The sequence below is a fragment of the Acinetobacter sp. P37 genome (assembly GCF_057480965.1).
Genome location: NZ_JBLIYY010000004.1, coordinates 124,068 through 144,593 on the forward strand (window position 1 = coordinate 124,068; position 20,526 = coordinate 144,593).

18 protein-coding genes and 2 tRNA genes are annotated in these 20,526 nt (G+C 40.9%); 10 read left to right on the plus strand and 10 right to left on the minus strand.

The window, feature by feature from the left end:
* Window positions 1-290 precede the first annotated feature (290 nt).
* From AC25JC_RS05130 to AC25JC_RS05140, 3 genes are all read right to left on the minus strand, one after another.
* On the minus strand, window positions 291-2,003 hold the full coding sequence (locus tag AC25JC_RS05130; RefSeq protein WP_111884397.1) for a flotillin family protein: 1,713 nt from the start codon (window positions 2,001-2,003) through the stop codon (window positions 291-293).
* 176 nt (window positions 2,004-2,179) lie between these two features.
* Window positions 2,180-2,818: a YqiJ family protein gene (locus tag AC25JC_RS05135; RefSeq protein ID WP_111884396.1), complete on the minus strand. Its 639-nt coding sequence runs from the start codon at window positions 2,816-2,818 to the stop codon at window positions 2,180-2,182.
* A gap of 465 nt (window positions 2,819-3,283) precedes the next feature.
* The gene (locus tag AC25JC_RS05140; protein WP_486923582.1) at window positions 3,284-3,826 is read right to left on the minus strand and encodes a hypothetical protein; all 543 of its coding nucleotides are present in this window, start codon (window positions 3,824-3,826) and stop codon (window positions 3,284-3,286) included.
* 321 nt (window positions 3,827-4,147) lie between these two features.
* Between AC25JC_RS05140 and cysD the strand changes: the two genes are divergently transcribed.
* The 6 genes from cysD to AC25JC_RS05170 all read left to right on the plus strand — a co-directional run bounded on the left by cysD (window position 4,148) and on the right by AC25JC_RS05170 (window position 9,094).
* On the plus strand, window positions 4,148-5,062 hold the full coding sequence (cysD, locus tag AC25JC_RS05145) for a sulfate adenylyltransferase subunit CysD (RefSeq protein WP_078189893.1): 915 nt from the start codon (window positions 4,148-4,150) through the stop codon (window positions 5,060-5,062).
* Between the two features lie 167 nt (window positions 5,063-5,229).
* Window positions 5,230-6,843 carry a sulfate adenylyltransferase subunit CysN gene (cysN, locus tag AC25JC_RS05150; RefSeq protein WP_486923583.1) on the plus strand — a complete coding sequence of 538 codons (1,614 nt, stop codon included), beginning with the start codon at window positions 5,230-5,232 and terminating at the stop codon, window positions 6,841-6,843.
* Between the two features lie 112 nt (window positions 6,844-6,955).
* A complete protein-coding gene (locus AC25JC_RS05155) occupies window positions 6,956-7,915 on the plus strand; it encodes a DUF2971 domain-containing protein (protein ID WP_486923584.1) in 960 nt (319 codons plus the stop codon).
* A gap of 69 nt (window positions 7,916-7,984) precedes the next feature.
* Window positions 7,985-8,506 carry a PadR family transcriptional regulator gene (locus tag AC25JC_RS05160; RefSeq protein WP_233944409.1) on the plus strand — a complete coding sequence of 174 codons (522 nt, stop codon included), beginning with the start codon at window positions 7,985-7,987 and terminating at the stop codon, window positions 8,504-8,506.
* Window positions 8,503-8,820: a DUF3861 domain-containing protein gene (locus AC25JC_RS05165; protein WP_486923585.1), complete on the plus strand. Its 318-nt coding sequence runs from the start codon at window positions 8,503-8,505 to the stop codon at window positions 8,818-8,820. The genes AC25JC_RS05160 and AC25JC_RS05165 overlap by 4 nt, the downstream gene beginning before the upstream one ends.
* 13 nt (window positions 8,821-8,833) lie before the next feature.
* Window positions 8,834-9,094: a DUF2798 domain-containing protein gene (locus AC25JC_RS05170; RefSeq protein WP_486923586.1), complete on the plus strand. Its 261-nt coding sequence runs from the start codon at window positions 8,834-8,836 to the stop codon at window positions 9,092-9,094.
* Between the two features lie 13 nt (window positions 9,095-9,107).
* Here AC25JC_RS05170 and AC25JC_RS05175 read toward each other — a convergent pair whose 3' ends face one another.
* The gene (locus AC25JC_RS05175) at window positions 9,108-9,458 is read right to left on the minus strand and encodes a thioredoxin family protein (RefSeq protein ID WP_486923587.1); all 351 of its coding nucleotides are present in this window, start codon (window positions 9,456-9,458) and stop codon (window positions 9,108-9,110) included.
* Between the two features lie 131 nt (window positions 9,459-9,589).
* Here AC25JC_RS05175 and AC25JC_RS05180 point away from each other — a divergent pair, with 131 nt between their 5' ends.
* The gene (locus tag AC25JC_RS05180) at window positions 9,590-10,582 is read left to right on the plus strand and encodes an NAD(P)H-quinone oxidoreductase (RefSeq protein WP_486923588.1); all 993 of its coding nucleotides are present in this window, start codon (window positions 9,590-9,592) and stop codon (window positions 10,580-10,582) included.
* A 154-nt stretch (window positions 10,583-10,736) separates the two neighbouring features.
* On the opposite strand, the gene AC25JC_RS05185 is transcribed toward AC25JC_RS05180, so the two are convergent.
* Together AC25JC_RS05185 and AC25JC_RS05190 are read right to left on the minus strand one after the other, a co-directional pair.
* Window positions 10,737-10,822, minus strand: a tRNA-Leu gene (locus AC25JC_RS05185).
* 10 nt (window positions 10,823-10,832) lie between these two features.
* Window positions 10,833-10,906 (minus strand) — tRNA-Cys (locus tag AC25JC_RS05190).
* Window positions 10,907-11,058: 152 nt separating this feature from the next.
* Between AC25JC_RS05190 and folD the strand changes: the two genes are divergently transcribed.
* Window positions 11,059-11,907, plus strand: coding sequence for a bifunctional methylenetetrahydrofolate dehydrogenase/methenyltetrahydrofolate cyclohydrolase FolD (folD, locus tag AC25JC_RS05195; protein ID WP_078192972.1), 849 nt, complete (start codon window positions 11,059-11,061; stop codon window positions 11,905-11,907).
* Window positions 11,908-12,170: 263 nt separating this feature from the next.
* A complete protein-coding gene (locus tag AC25JC_RS05200; protein ID WP_078189884.1) occupies window positions 12,171-12,839 on the plus strand; it encodes a class I SAM-dependent methyltransferase in 669 nt (222 codons plus the stop codon).
* A gap of 71 nt (window positions 12,840-12,910) precedes the next feature.
* On the opposite strand, the gene AC25JC_RS05205 is transcribed toward AC25JC_RS05200, so the two are convergent.
* The 3 genes from AC25JC_RS05205 to AC25JC_RS05215 form a co-directional block, all read right to left on the minus strand.
* Window positions 12,911-13,339 carry a hypothetical protein gene (locus AC25JC_RS05205; RefSeq protein WP_078193296.1) on the minus strand — a complete coding sequence of 143 codons (429 nt, stop codon included), beginning with the start codon at window positions 13,337-13,339 and terminating at the stop codon, window positions 12,911-12,913.
* Between the two features lie 198 nt (window positions 13,340-13,537).
* The gene (locus AC25JC_RS05210; RefSeq protein WP_078190125.1) at window positions 13,538-14,857 is read right to left on the minus strand and encodes an MFS transporter; all 1,320 of its coding nucleotides are present in this window, start codon (window positions 14,855-14,857) and stop codon (window positions 13,538-13,540) included.
* Window positions 14,858-15,144: 287 nt separating this feature from the next.
* On the minus strand, window positions 15,145-16,464 hold the full coding sequence (locus tag AC25JC_RS05215) for an MFS transporter (protein ID WP_078192971.1): 1,320 nt from the start codon (window positions 16,462-16,464) through the stop codon (window positions 15,145-15,147).
* A 342-nt stretch (window positions 16,465-16,806) separates the two neighbouring features.
* Between AC25JC_RS05215 and glpD the strand changes: the two genes are divergently transcribed.
* Window positions 16,807-18,324: a glycerol-3-phosphate dehydrogenase gene (gene glpD / locus AC25JC_RS05220; RefSeq protein ID WP_486923589.1), complete on the plus strand. Its 1,518-nt coding sequence runs from the start codon at window positions 16,807-16,809 to the stop codon at window positions 18,322-18,324.
* An 80-nt stretch (window positions 18,325-18,404) separates the two neighbouring features.
* On the opposite strand, the gene AC25JC_RS05225 is transcribed toward glpD, so the two are convergent.
* Window positions 18,405-20,237, minus strand: coding sequence for a phosphoenolpyruvate carboxykinase (GTP) (locus AC25JC_RS05225; RefSeq protein ID WP_486923590.1), 1,833 nt, complete (start codon window positions 20,235-20,237; stop codon window positions 18,405-18,407).
* Window positions 20,238-20,526 lie beyond the last annotated feature (289 nt).

A 20,526-nucleotide genomic window follows, 5' to 3' on the forward strand; every position in this document is an offset into this window, starting at 1 on the left:
GAGCGTATTATCATTCGTAAATGTTTTCATCGCATATTTTACTGCACGTTTTAGCAAGTACAGCTAAGCAGAATATGATGAATTTGAAGATTGTAGCAAGATTGCAGGGGAAGGGTTATTCTTAAAAGTGTGATTTGGTTTGCACTTTGTTGTGATCCAGTATTTCGTCATTTTACAGTCATGATTTGGTACTGAACGAATTATTTAAGCTCTCGTAAGTCTTCCTTGTCGATGATCTCAATAAAAAAACCGCAGGATTAAGCTGCGGTTTTTTTAGCGTGTAAAACGAATTAACCAGCTTTTTTGTTTAAGCTCTGAGTTAAACCGTTAATATCGCCACCTTGGATACCAAGCTCACTCATCAAGCTATCAATTAGTGGGGCCTGGCTGCGGTAGCGTAAGGCACTATTCACCACTTGGTCTGATAAGGCAACATTGCCGCTGCCTTCGTGGTGAGCATCACCTTGGCAAGAACCTGCATGACCACCATTTAGACCATTTACTTGCAAAATCTTAATGTCATCAATATTTTCCATTGGTTTAACACTTTCGCGAATGATTTCTGGTAAGTATTTCAGCATCGCTAAACGAATTTGCATTTCAACCTGTTCAGATGACAATACGTTGTTTGCTTCGTTCACTGCACGTGTACCTTCAGCATCAACTTGGTATTGTTTTTCCATCGCTTGAGCCAACAGAACTTTTGCGTCAGCTTCACCTTTGGCTTTTAAGCGAACTTTTTCAGCTTCGGCTTCAGCTGCAATACGAATCGCTTCTGCATCATCTGCGGCTGCTTGTTTACCCGCTTCAGCCGCGACAGTAATGGCAATCGCATCTTTCTCCGCTTTTTCTTTCGCAGAGACCAATTCAACAGCTTTTTGACGTTCAGCTTGTTGGATCTGACGAACGGTAATCACTTCTTCTTCGGCTTTTACCGCTTGAGCACGGGCTTGATCGGCATGTGCCTTAGCTTCAGATTCAGCACGAGATTTTTCAGCAATGGCAATTGCACGGTCTTGCTCAGCGAGTTCAATGGTTTTCTTTTGTTCCACTTGGGCTTGCTGAATAATTTGTGACTTTTGAATATTTTGATTTTCAACGTCACGTGCAGCAGTAATACGCTTTAAGTCAACTTCACGTTCAGCAGCAATACGCGCTTCTTCGGCTTCACGTTTTTTAGCAGCTTCTTGTGATGCAATTTCTGCAAGCTGTTCTGCACGACGGATTGAAATTTCACGTTCTTGTTGCAGTTTTGCATATTCTTCTTCACGCAAAATTTGTAGACGTGCTTGTTCTGCTTCTAAGTTCTTGGTCTTAATTGCAAGATCTGCATCTTGTTCAATCGCATTACGTTTACGACGACGGTCTTCAATGGTTTCTGTCAGTTTAGTTAAACCTTCAGCATCGAACGCATTTTGTGGGTTAAAGTATTTAAAGCCTGTTTGGTCTAAGCCAGTTAATGAAACAGTTTCAAGTTCCAAACCGTTTTTATGTAAATCTTCAGACACCACTTGCTGAACTTTTTGTACGAAGTCGACGCGTTTTTCATGCAACTCTTCCATCGCCATTTCTGCGGCAACTGCGCGCAATGAGTCAACAAATTTACCTTCAACCAAATTCTTAAGTTCATTCGGTGACATGGTCTTTTGACCTAAAGTCTGTGCTGCTGTAGCAATCGAATCGGCTGTCGGTTTAACACGGACATAGAACTCCGCCATCACGTCGACACGCATACGGTCACGTGTAATCAGCGCTTGGTCATCTGCACGGCGTACTTCAAGACGTAGGGTGTTCATATTGACTGGAATAATTTCATGCAGCACAGGAAGCACAATAGCACCGCCACCTAAAATCACTTTTTCACCGCCGAAGCCTGTACGCACAAATGAAATTTCTTTACTTGAGCGACGATAAAGTCGAGCAATAATAAAACCAATAAAAATAAGTGCGGCAAAAATTATCCCGACTGTTACAAGGATACCGCTTGGAATAATGTCTAACATGGACGTTTATCTCTTTTGTTGTAGTTCAAGTTAACCCTCTAAAGTGCTAACAATTTTGGTTTAAAAATCAGTATTTTGTTGACTCATCATGACTTCGAGATTTACAGAAGGAATGATGCGTTAAATGTATTTATATGGTGTTAGAAGAACTGATCGAGCATCAATTCATTCAAAATTTAGAGCATGGTGGCTTGAAAGCCTACATTTGTTTTTTGGGTTAAAACCACTGATTGACCTTGGCTGAAAATTTCATCTTGTTCAGGTTCAACCAAAATATAATGGGTCAATCCGTGTTGATCTTTGACTTTGGCTTGAGCAGGAGACTGTGGTCGTGCATCACCCAAAATGATCGTGGCCGTTCTACCGATCAATTCATCACTATAAATGGCGGTTGTTTCATCTTGCGGTAAAATACGGGCAATAAGCATTGCGCTAAAACGTACGAAGGGCATGCACAGAAAAATACATGCAGGTGCAATAATCCATGCACTGAACATCATACTGGTCATTTGGTTAACGACGGCTTGAATAGTAAAGCCCAATAAACTATAGACACATAAGAAAATGATGAGCCATACAAACAGCGGAATACGACCTAAATACAACCAATCGAGCACACGTGTCACGATACCTGCATCGGCATCTACACCTAGCTCTGCATTATGACCAACATCCTCAGGTAGGAATTGATCTAAGAAGCCTTGAGAACCACCCCCTAAAATTGTTAACACAATCTCAAAAAGTCCAAACAAGAACATTAAGCAGAGACTGATGCTAAACACGATATTAGACGGGTGAGTAAACAATTCCCACATTATATTTATCTCTATATTTATGCTTATAAAAAATCAAAAAAAATAATTCTGGCTGAATTTTTTTCAGTAAATAAAATAACATTATCTGTCGAAATTGTGTAAAAAAATTACAGATCAGATTAACAAAAAGTCGGCTTTTATGTGAGCTATTACTAAGTTTTTCTTTAAAAATAGTTGATCAATTAAGTCAGGATTATCTAAATCTAAAGTGAATAGCAATTCTACTTTACCCATTTAAAGATTTAAGTCCTTGTGATAAATCAAATTTTAAGTCTAATTGCAGATATATAAGCGTTCGCGCTCAAGGGAAAGAAATGACTTATTAAAGGGCAAAGAAAACAATGTTAGGAAATGTAAATTTATAACCGTCACGGCAGTGCTGAGGGCTTTACCGTGACTTTCGATGTCATATGGAGATTTGAATTGGTGTTCAATAGAGCTATTTTTAGATGGCTTTAACCGTTTTTATAACAATGAAGTTTGAATGCGTACTTTCATATCTAAAGCCGCTTGAACAATAAAGGTTTTCATCCACTTCACTTGTTCGCCCATCGGATTGGTTTTAATCGCGGTGTCTAAAAAGCTCATGCTTTCAAGTTGAAACAGTTGCTTTTCGATCTCTTCCTCTAACTGGGTGCTATTGGCTGCGAGCGGGAAGTGGATTAAGTAAAATGCTTTGGGGAAATTATAAAACGCATAGAGCAGATTAAATGCACGTTGATCGGCCTTTAAATTGCCTGCGCCAATTTCGTAGCCCCGATCTTGGTTACTGTGAGTCACCCCAATCAAAAACTCGAGTTTATTGTCCAAAAGTCGTAGGCCGAACTGAAGGCCAATTTGGTCTGCACTCAGCTCATGTTGGATAAAGTTATTCAGTGGGCTGCCGTCATCATTCAAGGCTTCTTGGAGCACGAGCATGTGTGAAGAATGCTGATAAATATAGCCAGCAAGACCTGCGGCTTCAATCAGCGACTTTAAGGTTTCAAGCGTATAGTGACTATATGGCATATCAATAACTGTTGGAGAGCGATATAGCTACTTTAGGTAGTTTGAGCGAGTTTGAATACCGATTGTTTAGAGGATTTAGCGATTATTTAATTGATAAAAAATTGCGTAGACTTACGGATCTCGGACTAGAATAATAATGAAATTGATAAGCCTATCGTATTAAATTAATTAAAATTGATAAGCAGTATCAGACAATTTGTATATGACGAATAAGAATATCAATATCACAAAACAAGCAATCGTTATGAAAGCTTAATCACTATAATGTATATATATCTTTAAAAGTGTAATAAGTACACATATTCTAAGCTGGTGTTGTCCATGTCATTAAATGAGGAAAGACTTACTCATCTTAAACAGCTTGAAGCTGAGAGTATTCATATCATCCGTGAAGTTGCTGCTGAGTTCGAAAACCCAGTCATGCTGTATTCAATCGGTAAAGATTCAGCGGTCATGCTGCATCTTGCTTTAAAAGCATTCTATCCTGCCAAACTTCCATTCCCACTACTGCATGTAGACACGGGTTGGAAATTTAAAGACATGATTACTTTCCGTGACAACATGGCAAAAGAGCATGGCTTTGATTTGATCGTGCATCAAAACAAAGAAGGTAAAGATGCAGGCGTGAATCCGTTCGATTACGGGAGCTCAAAATATACTGACATTATGAAAACTCAAGGCTTAAAACAAGCACTTGATAAATATCAGTTTGATGCGGCTTTCGGTGGTGCGCGCCGTGATGAAGAGAAATCTCGTGCCAAAGAACGTGTTTACTCATTCCGTGATACTAAACACCGTTGGGACCCTAAAAACCAACGTCCTGAACTTTGGAATCTTTACAACGGTAAAGTGAACAAAGGTGAAAGTATTCGTGTGTTCCCATTGTCTAACTGGACTGAGTTGGATATTTGGCAATACATCTACCTTGAAAATATTAAATTGGTTCCTTTGTATTTGGCTGCTGAACGTCCAGTGGTTGAGCGTAACGGTACACTGATCATGGTTGATGATGAGCGTATGCGTTTGAACGAAGGTGAAGTGCCACAAATGAAATCGGTGCGTTTCCGTACTTTAGGTTGTTACCCACTTACAGGTGCTGTTGAATCAACTGCAACAACTTTACCGGAAATTATCCAAGAGATGCTTTTAGCCACCACATCTGAACGTCAAGGTCGTATGATCGACCATGATGAAGCAGGTTCGATGGAAAAGAAAAAGCAGGAAGGTTACTTCTAAGAATCTTAAGAAATCTCCCTTGCGCAGCAGTGCTGCTCACCCTCTTTACTAAAGAGGGGGAACTCCCGAGAAAGAACGGAGCAAAGTCTCCCTTTCTTAAAGGGAGATTTAGAGGGATTAAAAAGATTCAGAAACCGATTTCAAAAGAATATGTGGAGCTTTGAGCAATGTCTCATCAATCAGATTTAATTAGCCAAGACATCTTGGCGTATTTAAAACAACACGAAAATAAAGACCTTCTACGTTTCCTCACTTGCGGTAACGTGGATGATGGTAAATCGACTCTAATTGGTCGTTTGCTTTACGATTCAAAATTGATTTATGAAGATCAATTGCAAGCCGTGACTCGTGACTCTAAAAAAGTCGGTACTACGGGTGATGCACCTGACTTGGCTTTACTTGTAGATGGTCTACAAGCGGAACGTGAGCAGGGTATTACCATTGACGTGGCTTACCGTTATTTCTCTACTGAAAAACGTAAGTTCATTATTGCTGACACCCCAGGGCATGAGCAGTACACACGTAACATGGCAACTGGTGCGTCGACTGCAGATTTAGCGATCATCTTGATTGATGCGCGTTATGGCGTTCAAACCCAGACTCGTCGTCACTCATTTATTGCGAGCCTTTTAGGTATTCGTAATATCGTGGTTGCAGTGAACAAAATGGACTTGGTTGAATTCTCTGAAGCGCGCTTCAATGAAATTCAAGCGGAGTACAACGAGTTCGTTAACCAACTGGGCGATCGTAAACCTGCGAACATTATCTTCACGCCAATTTCTGCGTTGAATGGTGATAACGTTGTAAACAAATCACCAAATACGCCGTGGTACCAAGGTCAGACTTTAATGGAGACTTTGGAAACTGTTGAAATTTCGCATGATACAAGCAAGCACGAATTCCGTTTCCCTGTTCAGTATGTCAACCGTCCGAACCTCGACTTCCGTGGTTTCTGCGGTACGATCGCACTTGGTGAAGTGAAAGTTGGCGATACCATTACTGCATTACCATCTGGTAAGTCTTCTACGGTTAAAGAAATCGTGACTTTTGATGGTAACTTGGACCATGCTGTTGCAGGTCAAGCGGTGACTTTAACACTGAATGATGAAATTGATATTTCACGTGGTAACGTGTTGGTAAAAGCGGGTGAACAGCCGTTAATTTCACGTTCTGCACGTGCCTCTGTGGTATGGATGACAGATGCGCCTTTAGTGGTTGGCAAACTGTATAACGTGAAGTTTGGTACTCAAACTATTCCTGCGAAAGTTGAGAAAATCAACTACCGTACCAATGTAAACACATTGGAAAAAATGGAAGTGTCTGAGCTTGAGTTGAACTCAATTGCTGATGTAACCATCGAGTTTGATGCGCCAGTGGTATTTGACCGTTACCAAGACAGCCGTTACACAGGTTCATTCATCTTTATTGACCGTTTAAGCAACGTAACTGTTGGTGCGGGTATGGTTGAGTCTGCAGTGGAATGGACTGCACACAACGAGCCTGTAACTGCTGAAGCGCGTGCTGCACGTTTAGGTCAAAAACCTGCTGCTGTAACTGTGACTGCTAAAGCCCTTGAAAATGCGCAAGCGATTGAAAGCTTATTGATTCAGCAAGGTGTGGTTGCAATTGCGAAAGCTGGTTTAACTGTGGAGCAAGTTGCACTAGTTCGTGAAACTGGTGTGGTTGTGATTACTGATAGTGCTGAAGGTACTGATGTGACTTATACAGTGGAGACTGCTGAAGAAGTTGCTGAGAAAATTGTTGAGTTAGTTCGTCTGTAATAGATTGAATTGATTTAAAAAAGACCCGCTGAGAAGCGGGTTTTTTGTTTTTAAATTTTCTTTTGAGTCTGATATCTTTATATTAATCTTGCAGTTGCTGATAGGATGAATTTTGACACAACAATTTAAACAATTATTCAAATATATGAGTAAGCCACGAGATTTTTTTGAAGAAGGTTTTATTCGATTATCTCAACGAAGTGCTTTAAATGACCCTTTTGAAGCAGCATTTTGTCAAAAAAGTTTAGATGAATTAGTTGAATATTTCGATGAGTCTAAATTATGGGATTCTGAGTTTGGCGAATTGAGTTATTCAGAATATGTGAAACTCCGCATGAATAATATCGGGGTATTATCATTTTCAGAAAATAAAGAAAATTTATTAATGTGGGCGCATTACGCCAATGAACATAAAGGGGTAGTTGCAGGTATTACATGTTTAGAGGGGGTATCTATTTTTGAAAATCTTTTTACAGAAATAACTTGTATTAGTACTTATTGGATGGGAGATGAGTGCTCGTCATTTAATGGAATACCTAAGCCCGTTACTTATAGAAAAGGGATGAGATATAGAAATGACAAATTTGATTATGATTATTCTAATATCTGTATTGAAGGAGCTGATAGAATTTTACATGAAATATTCTTACAAAAAAGTGATGAATGGATCTATGAGCAAGAGCACCGTGTTATTTTGCGTTTGGAACAAGCAGATAGAGTATGTATTCCTAGCTTAAATCTAATAAAAAATAAAAAAATTATAGAAAAGTTGAAACAATCACAATTTGTACTATTTGATTCCAAGGGAATTACAGTTGATCTGTATAAAGTAGAAGATAAATTCGAAAGGTTATCCTTAGCAACGCAACTTGCTAAATTGAGTCCTAATCCTGAAGTTTTCTATTTTATGAAATTAAGTTCTAGCGCAATAAATAATTGTTTATTAGGATTAAATTGCTCTTTGAGTAAGTCTGAGGTTAGTGGAAAACATGCAAAAAGAACTGGTCGTTTTGAGGTGTGGAAGGCTAAGAAAAACTTGGATTACTATAGTATTGAGTTTGATGAATTGTAATTTTGTATTCTAAACTTTTGATCTTTACTATAAGATATGTCTTAAATAATCTTAAGATGTATCTTTGCGATGTCAAATTCAGACCTTCTCGACAGTAGCGATAGTCCAGTCAAAACCCGCAAACGCCTGTTTGAAGCAGGGCACATGAAACTATTGGTACTGCATCTCATCTCCCAGGCGCCAAAGTTCAGCTATGACATTATCAAAGATGTCGGCGCAATCGTAGGCGGCGGTTACAGTCCAAGCACAGGGACGATTTACCCAACGCTGAACTACCTCGAAGAACAGCAATACATCCATGCAGAACTAAATGCCGAAGACCGTAAACAATACAGCGTCACACAGTCAGGCTTAGTGCATTTAGAGGCAGAAAAAGCCACAGTAGAGAAAATTCTGTGTCGTTTTGATACCCGTAAGCAGATTCATAACAATGAACAATACGTCGACATCAAACGTGCGATGGAAAACTTAAAAGCATCACTGCGCATCAAAATTCAGCACTGTGAACTAACACCTGAACAGGTCTATGCCATTGCAGAAAAAATCGATCAGGCGGCAGTCGAAATCAGCCGTATGGAGGTGACACAATGAAACAGCATCAATATGAAATCACGCTCAAACATATTGCTGATGCACAGAACAATCCATCGACCTATACCGAAGCGTTGCAGTTTAATGCCTACAACCATGATGACATGTTTAAGGTACTAGAGCATTTGACCAAAGCGCAATTGTTAGATGATGAAAAAACCAAAGCCTTTGCTGTGGGTCTGAAACTATTTGGTGAAACCTTGCTGGAAAATAAAGACCATCCTTTATTTAAAGATTTCATGCCGCATTTCGGCCAGTTTATGAAAACCCTAAAACAAACCGTAAAAGCCCAGAACTCAGCCCGCGACGAATAATAGGTATTTACAGATGAATCAACTCCCAAAATTTCATCCCAAACACATGACTTGGCTGATGCCCCTAATTCTGTCCGGCATTATGAGCGGTTCAATTTCCTGCTTTAACATGCTGATGAATAAAGGCTTAGTTGAAGGCTTTCTTGGCATTTGGCTGCGCGCTTGGGGTATGTCATGGATGGTGGCGTTCCCGCTCATTTTGATCGTGTTGCCATTGGTGCGTAATACGTTAATGAAGTTTGTACGCCTGCCGAATGAGCCTTCATCCAAATAAAAGGAAAATCTGCTTAGTCATGTGTGGAGTTTGACTGTATAGCGTCTTGAATGATGGCTGTTAATTCAGTCAGTGATTTGACACCTGCAATACGTTGAATCACTTGCCCGCGATAAAACAGCAAGGTTGAAGGTAGACCATAAACGTTATAACGCAAGGTTAGTATCGGTGAGGAATCAATATTTACCTTGCCAAATTTGAGCTGTGCATGCTGTGCGGACATTTGACTTGCGCACTGCTCAAATACAGGGAAGTTCTGCACACAGGGCGCGCACCAGTCAGCATAGAAGCGGATCACGGCAAAACCATCAAACCATTCATAGTCGCTGGCGTTATCTTCGTTATATTCAACAACCTGAACCATGTACTGCCTATTATTAATTTGCTAAATAGTCAGCCAATTATACATAAGTCCATTGTTATTCAATCTGTATGCTTTCTATGTTCAAATAGTACAGAGATAGATGAATAGTCAATAATTGAAAAGGAAAAACAATGTCACAGCAAAGCATGCAGCAGGTCATTATTACTGAACCGGGCGGTGTCGATAAACTGGCGTATGAAAGCGTTGCCATCCCAGAGGCGAAAGCGGATGAAGTGTTGGTTAAAGTGCATGCCTTTGGCATCAATCGTCCAGACATTTTACAGCGCCAAGGCTTGTACCCAATGCCGAAAGGGGTTACACCAGTACCTGGTTTAGAGGTTGCGGGTGAAGTAGTTGCTGTGGGTGCGGATGTCACTTTGTTTAAAGTGGGTGATAAAGTCTGTGGCCTAACCAATGGTGGCGGTTATGCTGAGTATTGTGTTGTACCTGAAAGCCAAACCTTGAGTATTCCTGAAGGTGTGAGCTTTACTCAAGCAGCGGCCATTCCTGAAACGTTTTTTACAGTTTGGGCAAATGTATTCCAAATGGGTAAAGCCAAAGCAGGTGAAACGGTACTTATTCATGGCGGTACTAGCGGTATTGGTACTACAGCGATTATGTTGTGTAATGCTTTAGGTATGAAAACCTTTGCGACGGTAGGTTCAGATGAAAAAGTCGCTGCGATTTCAAATATCACTCATGCCATTAACTATAAAACTCAAGACTTTGAGCAAGTGATTAATAAAGCGACCAATGAGCAAGGTGTAGATGTTATTTTAGATATCGTTGGCGCGCCGTATTTGGCACAGAACCTCAATCTATTACGTCGTGATGGTCGTTTGGTTTATATCGCATTCTTAGGGGGTGCAAAAGCCAAAGAGGTGAAACTGGGTCAAATCATGATGAAGCGTTTGACGATTACAGGCTCAACCATGCGTGCGCGTAATACTGAAGAAAAGGCAGAGATTGCCAAAGGCATTCAAGAAAATGTTGTTCCGTTATGGTCTAAAGGTGAATGCCTGCCAATGATCTACAAAACATTTAAGTTTGATCAAATTCAAGAAGCGCATGCAGCTATGGATACGGGCGAGCACGTGGGTAAGATTGTGGTTGAAGTGATTTAAAGGATTCTTTTTAAAACGCGATGTATTTGCAGGGTGTTTTAAAATAATAAAAGAGGGTAATGTCCCTCTTTTTTATTGTCTTACTAAATTTTAGGCATAAAAAAACCAGCTTATCGCTGGGTTCTTTATTACACCATCTTCAGTAGTAGAAGAATGGTGCCCGAGGCCAGACTCGAACTGGCACGCTTTGTGGGCGGGGGATTTTAAATCCCCTGTGTCTACCGATTTCACCACTCGGGCTTAACAAGATTGGAGGCGGAGGTCGGAATCGAACCGGCGTACACGGAGTTGCAGTCCGCTGCATGACCACTCTGCCACCCCGCCATTTCTTGTTGATGCGTATATTAGCAAGCTCTGAAAAAAAAACAATAGCATATTCATCTGTATGAGCATAAAAGCAGCACACAAGGTAAAAAAATTAAAATAATCATGTATTATGTGCAAAATTGATTCATATCATCACTTGGAGAAGTGCCGTGGCATTAGTTTTAGATGGTCGTGCATTGGCGAAGAAAATTGAAGCTGACTTGTTGACTCGCGTAGAAGCGCTAAAAGAGAAAACTGGTCGTACCCCAATTCTTGCGACTATTTTGGTAGGTGACGATGGTGCATCTGCAACTTATGTACGTATGAAAGGGAATGCTTGCCGCCGTGTTGGTATGGATTCATTAAAAGTTGAGCTTCCTAAAGAAACTACAACTGAGCAATTGCTTGCTGAAATTGAAAAATTGAATGCAAACCCAGATGTTCACGGTATTTTGTTACAACACCCCGTACCTGCTCAAATTGATGAGCGTGCTTGTTTCGATGCGATCTCTCTTGAAAAAGACGTAGATGGCGTGACCTGCTTAGGTTTTGGTCGTATGGCGATGGGTGAAGCGGCATATGGTTCTGCAACACCAGCAGGTATCATGACCATTCTAAAAGAAAACAACATTGAAATCGCAGGGAAACATGCGGTTGTTGTGGGTCGTTCTGCAATTTTGGGTAAACCAATGTCTGCGATGCTACTTGAAGCGAATGCAACAGTGACCACTTGCCACTCACGTACTCAAAACTTAGCTGACTTTGTTAAGCAAGCTGACATTATTGTGGGTGCGGTAGGTAAAGCTGAATTGATTCAAAAAGATTGGATCAAACCAGGTGCAGTGGTTGTTGATGCTGGCTTTCATCCACGTGATGGCGGCGGTGTAGGTGATATCCAATTGGTGGGTATTGAAGAAGTTGCTTCTGCTTATACACCTGTTCCGGGTGGTGTAGGTCCTATGACCATTACAACGTTGATTCGTCAAACTGTTGAAGCTGCTGAAAAAGCGTTGGGTTAATCTTTTAATAAAAAGATATTAAAGTCACAACGGAGTCTTACCGTTGTGACTAAAATGTAAGAAGCTCGTATGTTACTTTTGTTTCGGCAAAAATAACCAAAACCATTTGTCATCTGCTGAACTCGACAGAATCAGTCTTTTGATTAATGGTATCGCAGAAACAGTGTTCATTCGATTAAGGTCTGTCTCGCACAGCAGCAGATGACGATGTCGCATATCTAATACGTTTATAAATTCAAATAAAATCATCTCCAAGGCTTAATATGAGCTGTACTTTCCAATTCCCCAAAGCCCCTGAACATTTACTGAAAGCACTGCATGAAGTCATTCCACATTGTGAATTACATGCTCAACAGTTGCCTGAAACCCCCATTTCTTTATGGTTGATACCGCCTGTATTTCCAACCGATAAATTGGATGATGAAGTCATTCGCCGTATATGGAATGATACGCCGTATTGGATCTTTTGTTGGGCTTCAGGGCTTGCAATGGCGCAGTGGTTGTTGGCAGAGCCGCATCATGTCAAAGATAAAGTGGTGTTGGACTTTGGTGCAGGTTCAGGCGTGGTGGCGATTGCAGCAAAAATGGCAGGGGCGAAACGCGTGATCTGCTGTGACATCGACCAAGTGAGCCTAGATGCCTGCCGTGCGAATGCTGAGCTGAATAATGTTGAACTCGAATATTTAGACGATCTGTATAAAGCCGAACAAGTCGATATTTTATTGGCTGCCGATGTGCTGTATGACCAATGCAATCGTTTCTTTTTGGATGAGTTTTTAAAGTTTGCTCCAGAAGTGTGGGTGGCAGACAGTCGTGTGAAAAACTTTAGTCATCCTAAATATGAAAAACTCGATGAACGAAGCGCGACGACATGGCCTGATTTGGATGAATCACCTGAGTTTCGTAATGTGAGTTTTTATAAAACCCTATAAATTTTGAGCCGATAAAAAAATAAGACGCTCCATGCGTCTTATTTTTTGTCTTTTGAACATCATAATAGTCGTTAAGAACACGTATAGCGAACCACACGTAAGGTGGCAGGGCGAGCATCTAGTGCATCACGTGCACCTAGGTTTTCGGAGTTACGAAGGTCTGGGGTATTTGACAGTCCAAAGTTCGCACGTGTATTACCAATTTGACGGCCGTACTGGGTATTTTCCAAAGCAGGATTTGCAATTTCGTTCACGCTTAAGATTTGTAATTTATAGGTCTTTTGCGTATTTAATACTTTTTGGCAAGCACGTTGTAATTTATTGGCATCCAGTTGTTGGTTTTGGCGACCCGCTAAAGTATATGCAAGTGTTGCGCTATCTGCAGATTTGGACTCTATTTGAAAGCCTGTTTGACCATTAAAAGCACGTGGAGTGCTTTGGCAAGCAGCCATCGACATTGCAACAATACCCAAACTTAAAACTTTGTAAATATTTTTCATCATTCATTCGCCGTGTGTATTTGTATGTTCAGTATGCCATAGTCCGTCTGTCGACTCGATGGCGAAAACCAAGAAAGCCAAAGAAGTTTGATTAAATCTTTGATGCAGCCGAAACGATGAGTAGATGGAAATGGAGATAAAAAAAGCTCATCAAAATAGGCTTTGATGAGCTTAAGTGGAATAGCAGGGCTGAGCGAATTAATCGTCAGTGATCATGCTATGTTTTTTCGTATCTTTCATGAAGACATAGGTAATTAAAGATAAACCAATCATGAATGTAATGTAGTAGAAGAAGTAGTTTTCATGGCCTGCATTTTTGAAGCTCAAAGCTACAAGTTCTGCGGTACCACCAAAGAGTGTATTTGCAATGGCATAAGGCAATGCAACACCTAGGGCACGGATGTGTGCAGGGAACAACTCAGCTTTTACTACGGCATTAATCGCAGTATAACCAGTGACAATCACCATACCGCTCATGCAGAGCATAAATGCAGTGGTTGGGCTAGTCGTAGAACCGATACCGTTGAAAATTGGAATGGTAAACAGCACACCAAGCACACCAAAGGCGATCATAATTGGCTTACGACCAATTTTGTCTGAAAGCGCACCTACAGCAGGTTGTAAAAGCATGAAGATGAAAATTGCAGCAGTGGTAATTTCAGTAGCTGTGGTTTTCTCAAAGCCAGACGTGTTGACCAAATATTTTTGCAAATAAGTGGTAAAGGTGTTGAACGCTAAAGTACCACCGGCAGTCAACATGATCACAGTGAAGGCTTGTTTAGGGTATTTGGTAAATAACGCTAAAGCACCTGATTTTGGACCACCATTTTTAGCTTGTTCTTGAGCTTCTTTAGAGGATTGAGTTTCAACTAAACCGCGACGAATCCAGAACACCACAATAGCAAGCAACGCACCGATGAAGAACGGAACACGCCAGCCCCATTCAGTTAAAGCTTGTTCTGAGAAATTGCGTTGTAAGATAATTAAAACGCAAAGTGCCAATAGCTGACCTGAAATCAGTGTGACATATTGGAAACTTGAGAAGAAACCACGGTGGTTTTTACCAGCCATTTCAGTCAAATAAGTCGCACTAGAGCCATATTCACCACCAACACTTAAGCCTTGGAGTAAACGCGCTAAAAGTAGAATAGCGGGTGCGAGCATGCCTACAGAATCGTAGGTTGGCGCACATGCGATCATCAGTGAGCCGACGCACATCAACGATACAGACAGCGTTAAACCTGCTTTACGACCTTTACGGTCAGCATAAATACCCATGACCCATGCGCCGATTGGACGCATTAAGAAACCGAGTGCAAAGACTGCAGCCGCTTGTAAGAGTTTTACAGTATTGTCACCATCAGGGAAAAATTGCGGTGCAAAGTAAAGGGTAAAGGCAGCGTAGACATACCAGTCGTACCATTCAACGAGGTTGCCGGCAGATCCGCCGAGGATAGATTTGACACGAGTTTTTCTATCCAATTGTTCAGGAACAACTGGCTCAGATGAGTTTGACACATCATTCTCCAAGGAATGAATGCAAAACATATCCATTTAAACTCTTTGGGAAAAGTTTAAATCAATATATTTTGTCGAAATGGGAGATGGAACTATATTTATTTAATTTATACTCCTGTTGTCGCAGAAAATCATGCGACTTTAGTCTATAAAATGCGATTTTTTTAAACAGATACATTTTTTACGACTAAATGAAAACAACAAAGCCTCATAGACTGAGGCTTTGATGGGGGAAACATGCTGTTTTTGATCAGCTTGATCAATAAGTCGTCATCAAATGACCCAGATCAATGCTCCTGAATTTTGGAATGGTGTTTGGTGTCTTTCATAAAGACGTAGACCAATAACGAAATAAAAATCATGATGGTCACATAGATGAAGAACCAAGACTCGTGACCAGCTTCTTTAAAACTTAACGCGAAGAATTCTGCCGTACCACCAAAGATGGTATTTGCAAGTGCATATGGCAGCGCAACACCCAATGCGCGAATATGTGCAGGAAACATTTCTGCTTTTACAACCGCATTGATCGAGGTGTATCCCGTGACAATCACTAGACCTGCGAGACAGAGCCAAAATGCGGTCCAATAATCTTGAGTTTGTCCTAAGGCACTAAATAGAACATAGGTGAACAGTACCCCTAAGATCCCGAAGGCGATCATTAGAGGCTTACGACCAATTTTATCGGATAGACCACCTGCTAGTGGTTGTAAGCACATAAAAATAAACAGTGCTAAGGTGGTGATTTGCGTGGCCTCAGGTTTACTAAAGCCAGAGGTATTAACTAAGTATTTTTGCAAATAGGTGGTGTAGGTATAAAAAGCCAATGTACCCCCAGCTGTTAAAAATAACACCGTGAATGCTTCTTTCGGATAATGCTTAAATAGAGAAAATAAGCCTGATTCAGGCTGGTCCTTTTGCTCTTGTGCATTTTTGAAGGACTGGGTTTCTAGCAGGCCACGTCGAATACGGAAAACCACTACCGCTAAACACGCACCGATAAAGAATGGAATACGCCAGCCCCAATCATGCAATTGTTCTTCGGTCAGCAACCATTGCAAAATAAGTAGTACGCACAGTGCAGTCAACTGACCTGCAATCAGTGTCACATATTGAAAGCTTGAAAAAAAACCACGACGGTCGCGGTCAGCCATTTCACTGAGGTAGGTCGCACTAGCGCCATATTCACCGCCGACACTTAAACCTTGAATTAATCGTGCAACCACAAGAATAATCGGCGCCAAAATACCAATTTGGTCATGCGTTGGAGAAATGGCAATCATCAATGAGCCGATACACATGAGTGTGACGGAGAGGGTTAAACCTGACTTTCGACCTTTTTTGTCTGAATAGATCCCCATAATCCATGCACCAATGGGTCGCATGAGGAAACCGACTGCAAAGATGGCCGCAGCTTGGAGAAGCTGTGCAGTCTGGCTGCCCTGAGGGAAAAAAGCATGGGCGAAATAGAGGGTGAATGCTGCATAGACATACCAATCGTACCATTCAACAAGATTACCGGCTGAACCACCGAGAATGGATTTCACTCGGGTCTTTGTATCTAAATTTGATTGAGTAACAATTTCTTCCGTCATTTTAAAATCCATCTTTTTTTATTGTGTAAAAATATCTTATGCGTATCGAAAAGCATGAAATGTAAACTAAAAAAGAGGTTTTGTTGAAAAAGTGTAGAAATCAACGGCTTGTCATGAATTTTGCTTTGAATAAGGGTTTGTATATAAAATGATTGATTTCATGCTTGAGCCAGCAATTGTTTAAACGTACATTTAAAATATAACTTCTCATTTAATAAAGGATACAAAAACTCAGTGTAAGGATGTTGTGACTAAAATAGGTGTCGTGATCAAAAAATGATGATCAATGAGAAAAATAATAAAGCAAAGAAAACGAAGCATTGTTGGATAAAAAAGACATAGTGGGAGGGAGCGATGAATACACAACAACAATTAGTATATGACATGGTGGTCATTGGTGGTGGAATAAATGGTGTTGGTATTGCTTGTGATGCAGCGGGGCGTGGTTTAAGTGTTTTGCTTTGCGAAAAAGACGATCTCGCGAGCCATACTTCATCTGCAAGTAGCAAATTAATTCATGGTGGTCTGCGCTATTTAGAACATAAAGAATTTCGTTTGGTACGTGAAGCACTGGCAGAACGCGAAGTTCTGCTTAAAAAAGCCCCTCATATTATTCGACCGATGCGTTTTATCATGCCACATGAACCGCACTTACGTCCGGCTTGGCTAATTCGTACTGGATTATTCTTTTATGATTATTTGGGTAAGCGAGAACAGCTTGCAGGCTCCAATGGAATTGAATTTGATGTGGAAGTTAGTCCTTTAGCACCCAGATTTACTCGTGGGTTTGAATATTCCGACTGCGCTGTGGATGATGCACGCTTGGTTGTACTCAATGCGATACAAGCACGCGAATTTGGTGCACAAGTTCTGACTCGAACAGAATGTTTAAATGCATACAGTAAAGCTGGCATTTGGCAGGTATGTTTAAAAAATGCCAAGGGTTTGCAAAATGTGCAGGCTAAAGTATTGGTGAATGCGGCAGGTCCTTGGGTTGCTGACTTTATAAAACAGGGTTTAAAGCAAGAGTCACCTTATAGTATACGGCTGATACAGGGTAGCCATATCATTGTTCCAAAGCTCTTTGACGGTGATAAAGCTTTTATTATGCAAAATGATGATCATCGCATTGTTTTTGCGATCCCATATTTAGAACAATATACCCTGATCGGCACGACAGATCGTGAATATCATGCAGACCCAAATCGAGTAAAGATAAGCCAAGAAGAAATCGATTACTTGCTTGATGTGTCAAATGATCACTTTAAAACTCAATTGACGCAAACGGACATAATTTCAACCTATTCAGGTGTGCGTCCGCTGTGTGATGATGAATCAGATAATCCAGCAGCAGTCACGCGAGATTATACTTTGGCACTGACAGATGTAGAAGGTGCAGCATTGCTATCAATTTTTGGTGGCAAACTCACTACTTACCGAAAACTAGCAGAAGCGGCGCTAGATCAACTTAAAACGGTTTTTCATCATCGATCCAAACCGTGGACTGCTGATGCAACATTGCCCGGTGCGGAAAATTTAGAATCAATCGAGCAGTTGATAGCTGAAATCCAACAAAATGTTAAAGGTGTTTCAAGCAGTCTAGCAAGTCGTTGGGCGCATGCTTATGGAACACGTGTCTGGATTTTGCTGAATCATTTAACTTCGATTGATGAGCTTGGGCAAAACTTCGGGCATGGCTTGTATGCTCAAGAAGTAGATTATTTGGTTGAGCATGAGTGGGCGAGAAGCTCTGAAGATATTTTGCAAAGACGCACAAACTTATATTTGCAATTCAGTGCATCTGAAGTTGATGTTTTGGACGAGTACTTAATGGCAATACGTATAAAGCAAAAAGCTCAAGATGTGGCTTAGTTGATATAAAAAAGACCGCGCAAGGCGGTCTTTTAAATCTTTCTTAATCCCTCTTTTAAAGGAGGGAAATTAAAGGCCGATTAAGCAGATTTTTTTACAGCTTCTAAAAGTTCGTCTTGACGTACTTTAAGTGCTTTTGGTAAGCGATCACCAAGTTTATTGAACAATTCAGTGTGGCTTTCAAGTTCTTTGATCCATTGATCTTTATCTTGAGAAGTTACAAGCTCGAATTGCTCTTTAGTGAAGTCTGAACCAGTCCAGTTCAATTGTTCGTATGTTGGAACAAGGCCGATAGGTGTTTCAACAGCGTCTGCACGACCTTCACAACGCTCAATGATCCACTCAAGAACACGCATGTTTTGACCGAAACCAGGCCATACAAAGTTACCTTCAGCATCACGACGGAACCAGTTCACGTTGTAGATACCAGGAAGTTTATTGCCAGCAGCTTTAGCTTTAGCAGCAACTTGTTCACCAAGTTCTAACCAATGAGAGAAGTAGTCAGCCATGTTGTAACCCGCAAATGGAAGCATTGCGAATGGGTCACGACGAACGATACCTTGTTGACCAACAGCAGCAGCAGTTGTTTCAGAGCCCATAGTTGCAGCTTTGTAAACACCGTCAACCCAGTCAAATGCTTCTGAAATTAGAGGCACTGTGTCTGCACGACGACCACCGAAGATGAACGCAGAAATTGGAACACCTGCTGGATTTTCCCAGTCAGCATCAATAGAAGGACACTGACCAGCTGAAACAGTGAAACGAGCATTTGGATGAGCTGCTTTTTCTTCGCCGGTGTGTGGTTGACCTTTCCAGTTAGTCAGGTTAGCAGGCGCTTCTTTAGTAAGACCTTCCCACCATACTTCACCTTCGTCAGTTACAGCAACGTTAGTATAGATTACGTCTTTATGAAGAGTCGCCATACAGTTCGGGTTAGTCTTGGTGTTTGTACCAGGTGCTACACCGAAGAAACCAGCTTCAGGGTTGATTGCATATAAACGACCATCTTCACCAGGTTTGATCCAAGCAATATCGTCACCTACAGTTTCAATTTTCCAACCTTCGTAACCCGCTGGTGGAATCAACATCGCGAAGTTTGTTTTACCACAAGCAGAAGGGAATGCAGCTGCGATGTAGTGTTTTTCGCCTTGTGGGTTAGTCACGCCAAGGATGAGCATATGTTCAGCTAACCAGCCTTGTTGACGACCCATAGAAGATGCAATACGTAAAGCTAGGCATTTTTTACCCAACAATGCGTTACCGCCGTAACCAGAACCGTAAGACCAGATTTCACGAGTTTCTGGATAATGAACGATGTATTTTTCAGGGTTGCAAGGCCAAGCAACGTCTTTTTGACCTTCTTCAAGCGGAGCACCAACAGTGTGTACGCAAGGAATGAAGTCACCGTCAGTACCAAGTACGTCATAAACAGCTTTACCCATACGAGCCATTTTAGACATGCTTACAGCAACGTAAGGAGAATCAGTAAGTTCGATACCGATGTGAGCAATATGAGAACCTAAAGGACCCATAGAGAAAGGAACTACGTATAAAGTACGGCCTTTCATTGAACCGTCAAATAAACCATTCAGACGAGCACGCATTTCAGCTGGAGCTTCCCAGTTGTTTGTTGCGCCTGCATCTTCTTGTTTTTCAGAACAGATGTAAGTACGACCTTCAACACGAGCAACGTCAGAAGGATCAGAATTAGCAAGGTAAGAACCAGGATGTTTTTCTTGGTTAAGTTCTTGCATAGTGCCGTTAGCGATCATCAAGTCGATATAACGATGATATTCTTCTGCGCTACCGTCACACCATTCGATTTTTGCTGGTTTGGTTAATTTGGCAATTTCTTCCACCCAAGCAATGAGCTTAGGGTGACGAACGAATTCTGGTGCGTTCACTTGGGTCATGGTGAGGCCTATCTCAAAAATGTACTAACCGTACAAAGTATAATCTGCATCATGGGATACATCATGCAGATAAAAGATGAAAAAAAAGTGGCTGTATTAAAGCATAAAATCATAAAAAAAATAAGACTAAAGAAGTGGTAGATTTTTTTTGGTAGTTAATGCTATTTATATTAAATATAGATAAAATACAATAACTTAACATATTATGTGGTGAATTTTCACTTTATTTATTAACGTGATGGACAATATTTTATATAGTTATTTTTAATAAAAACAAAAAGTTGCATGT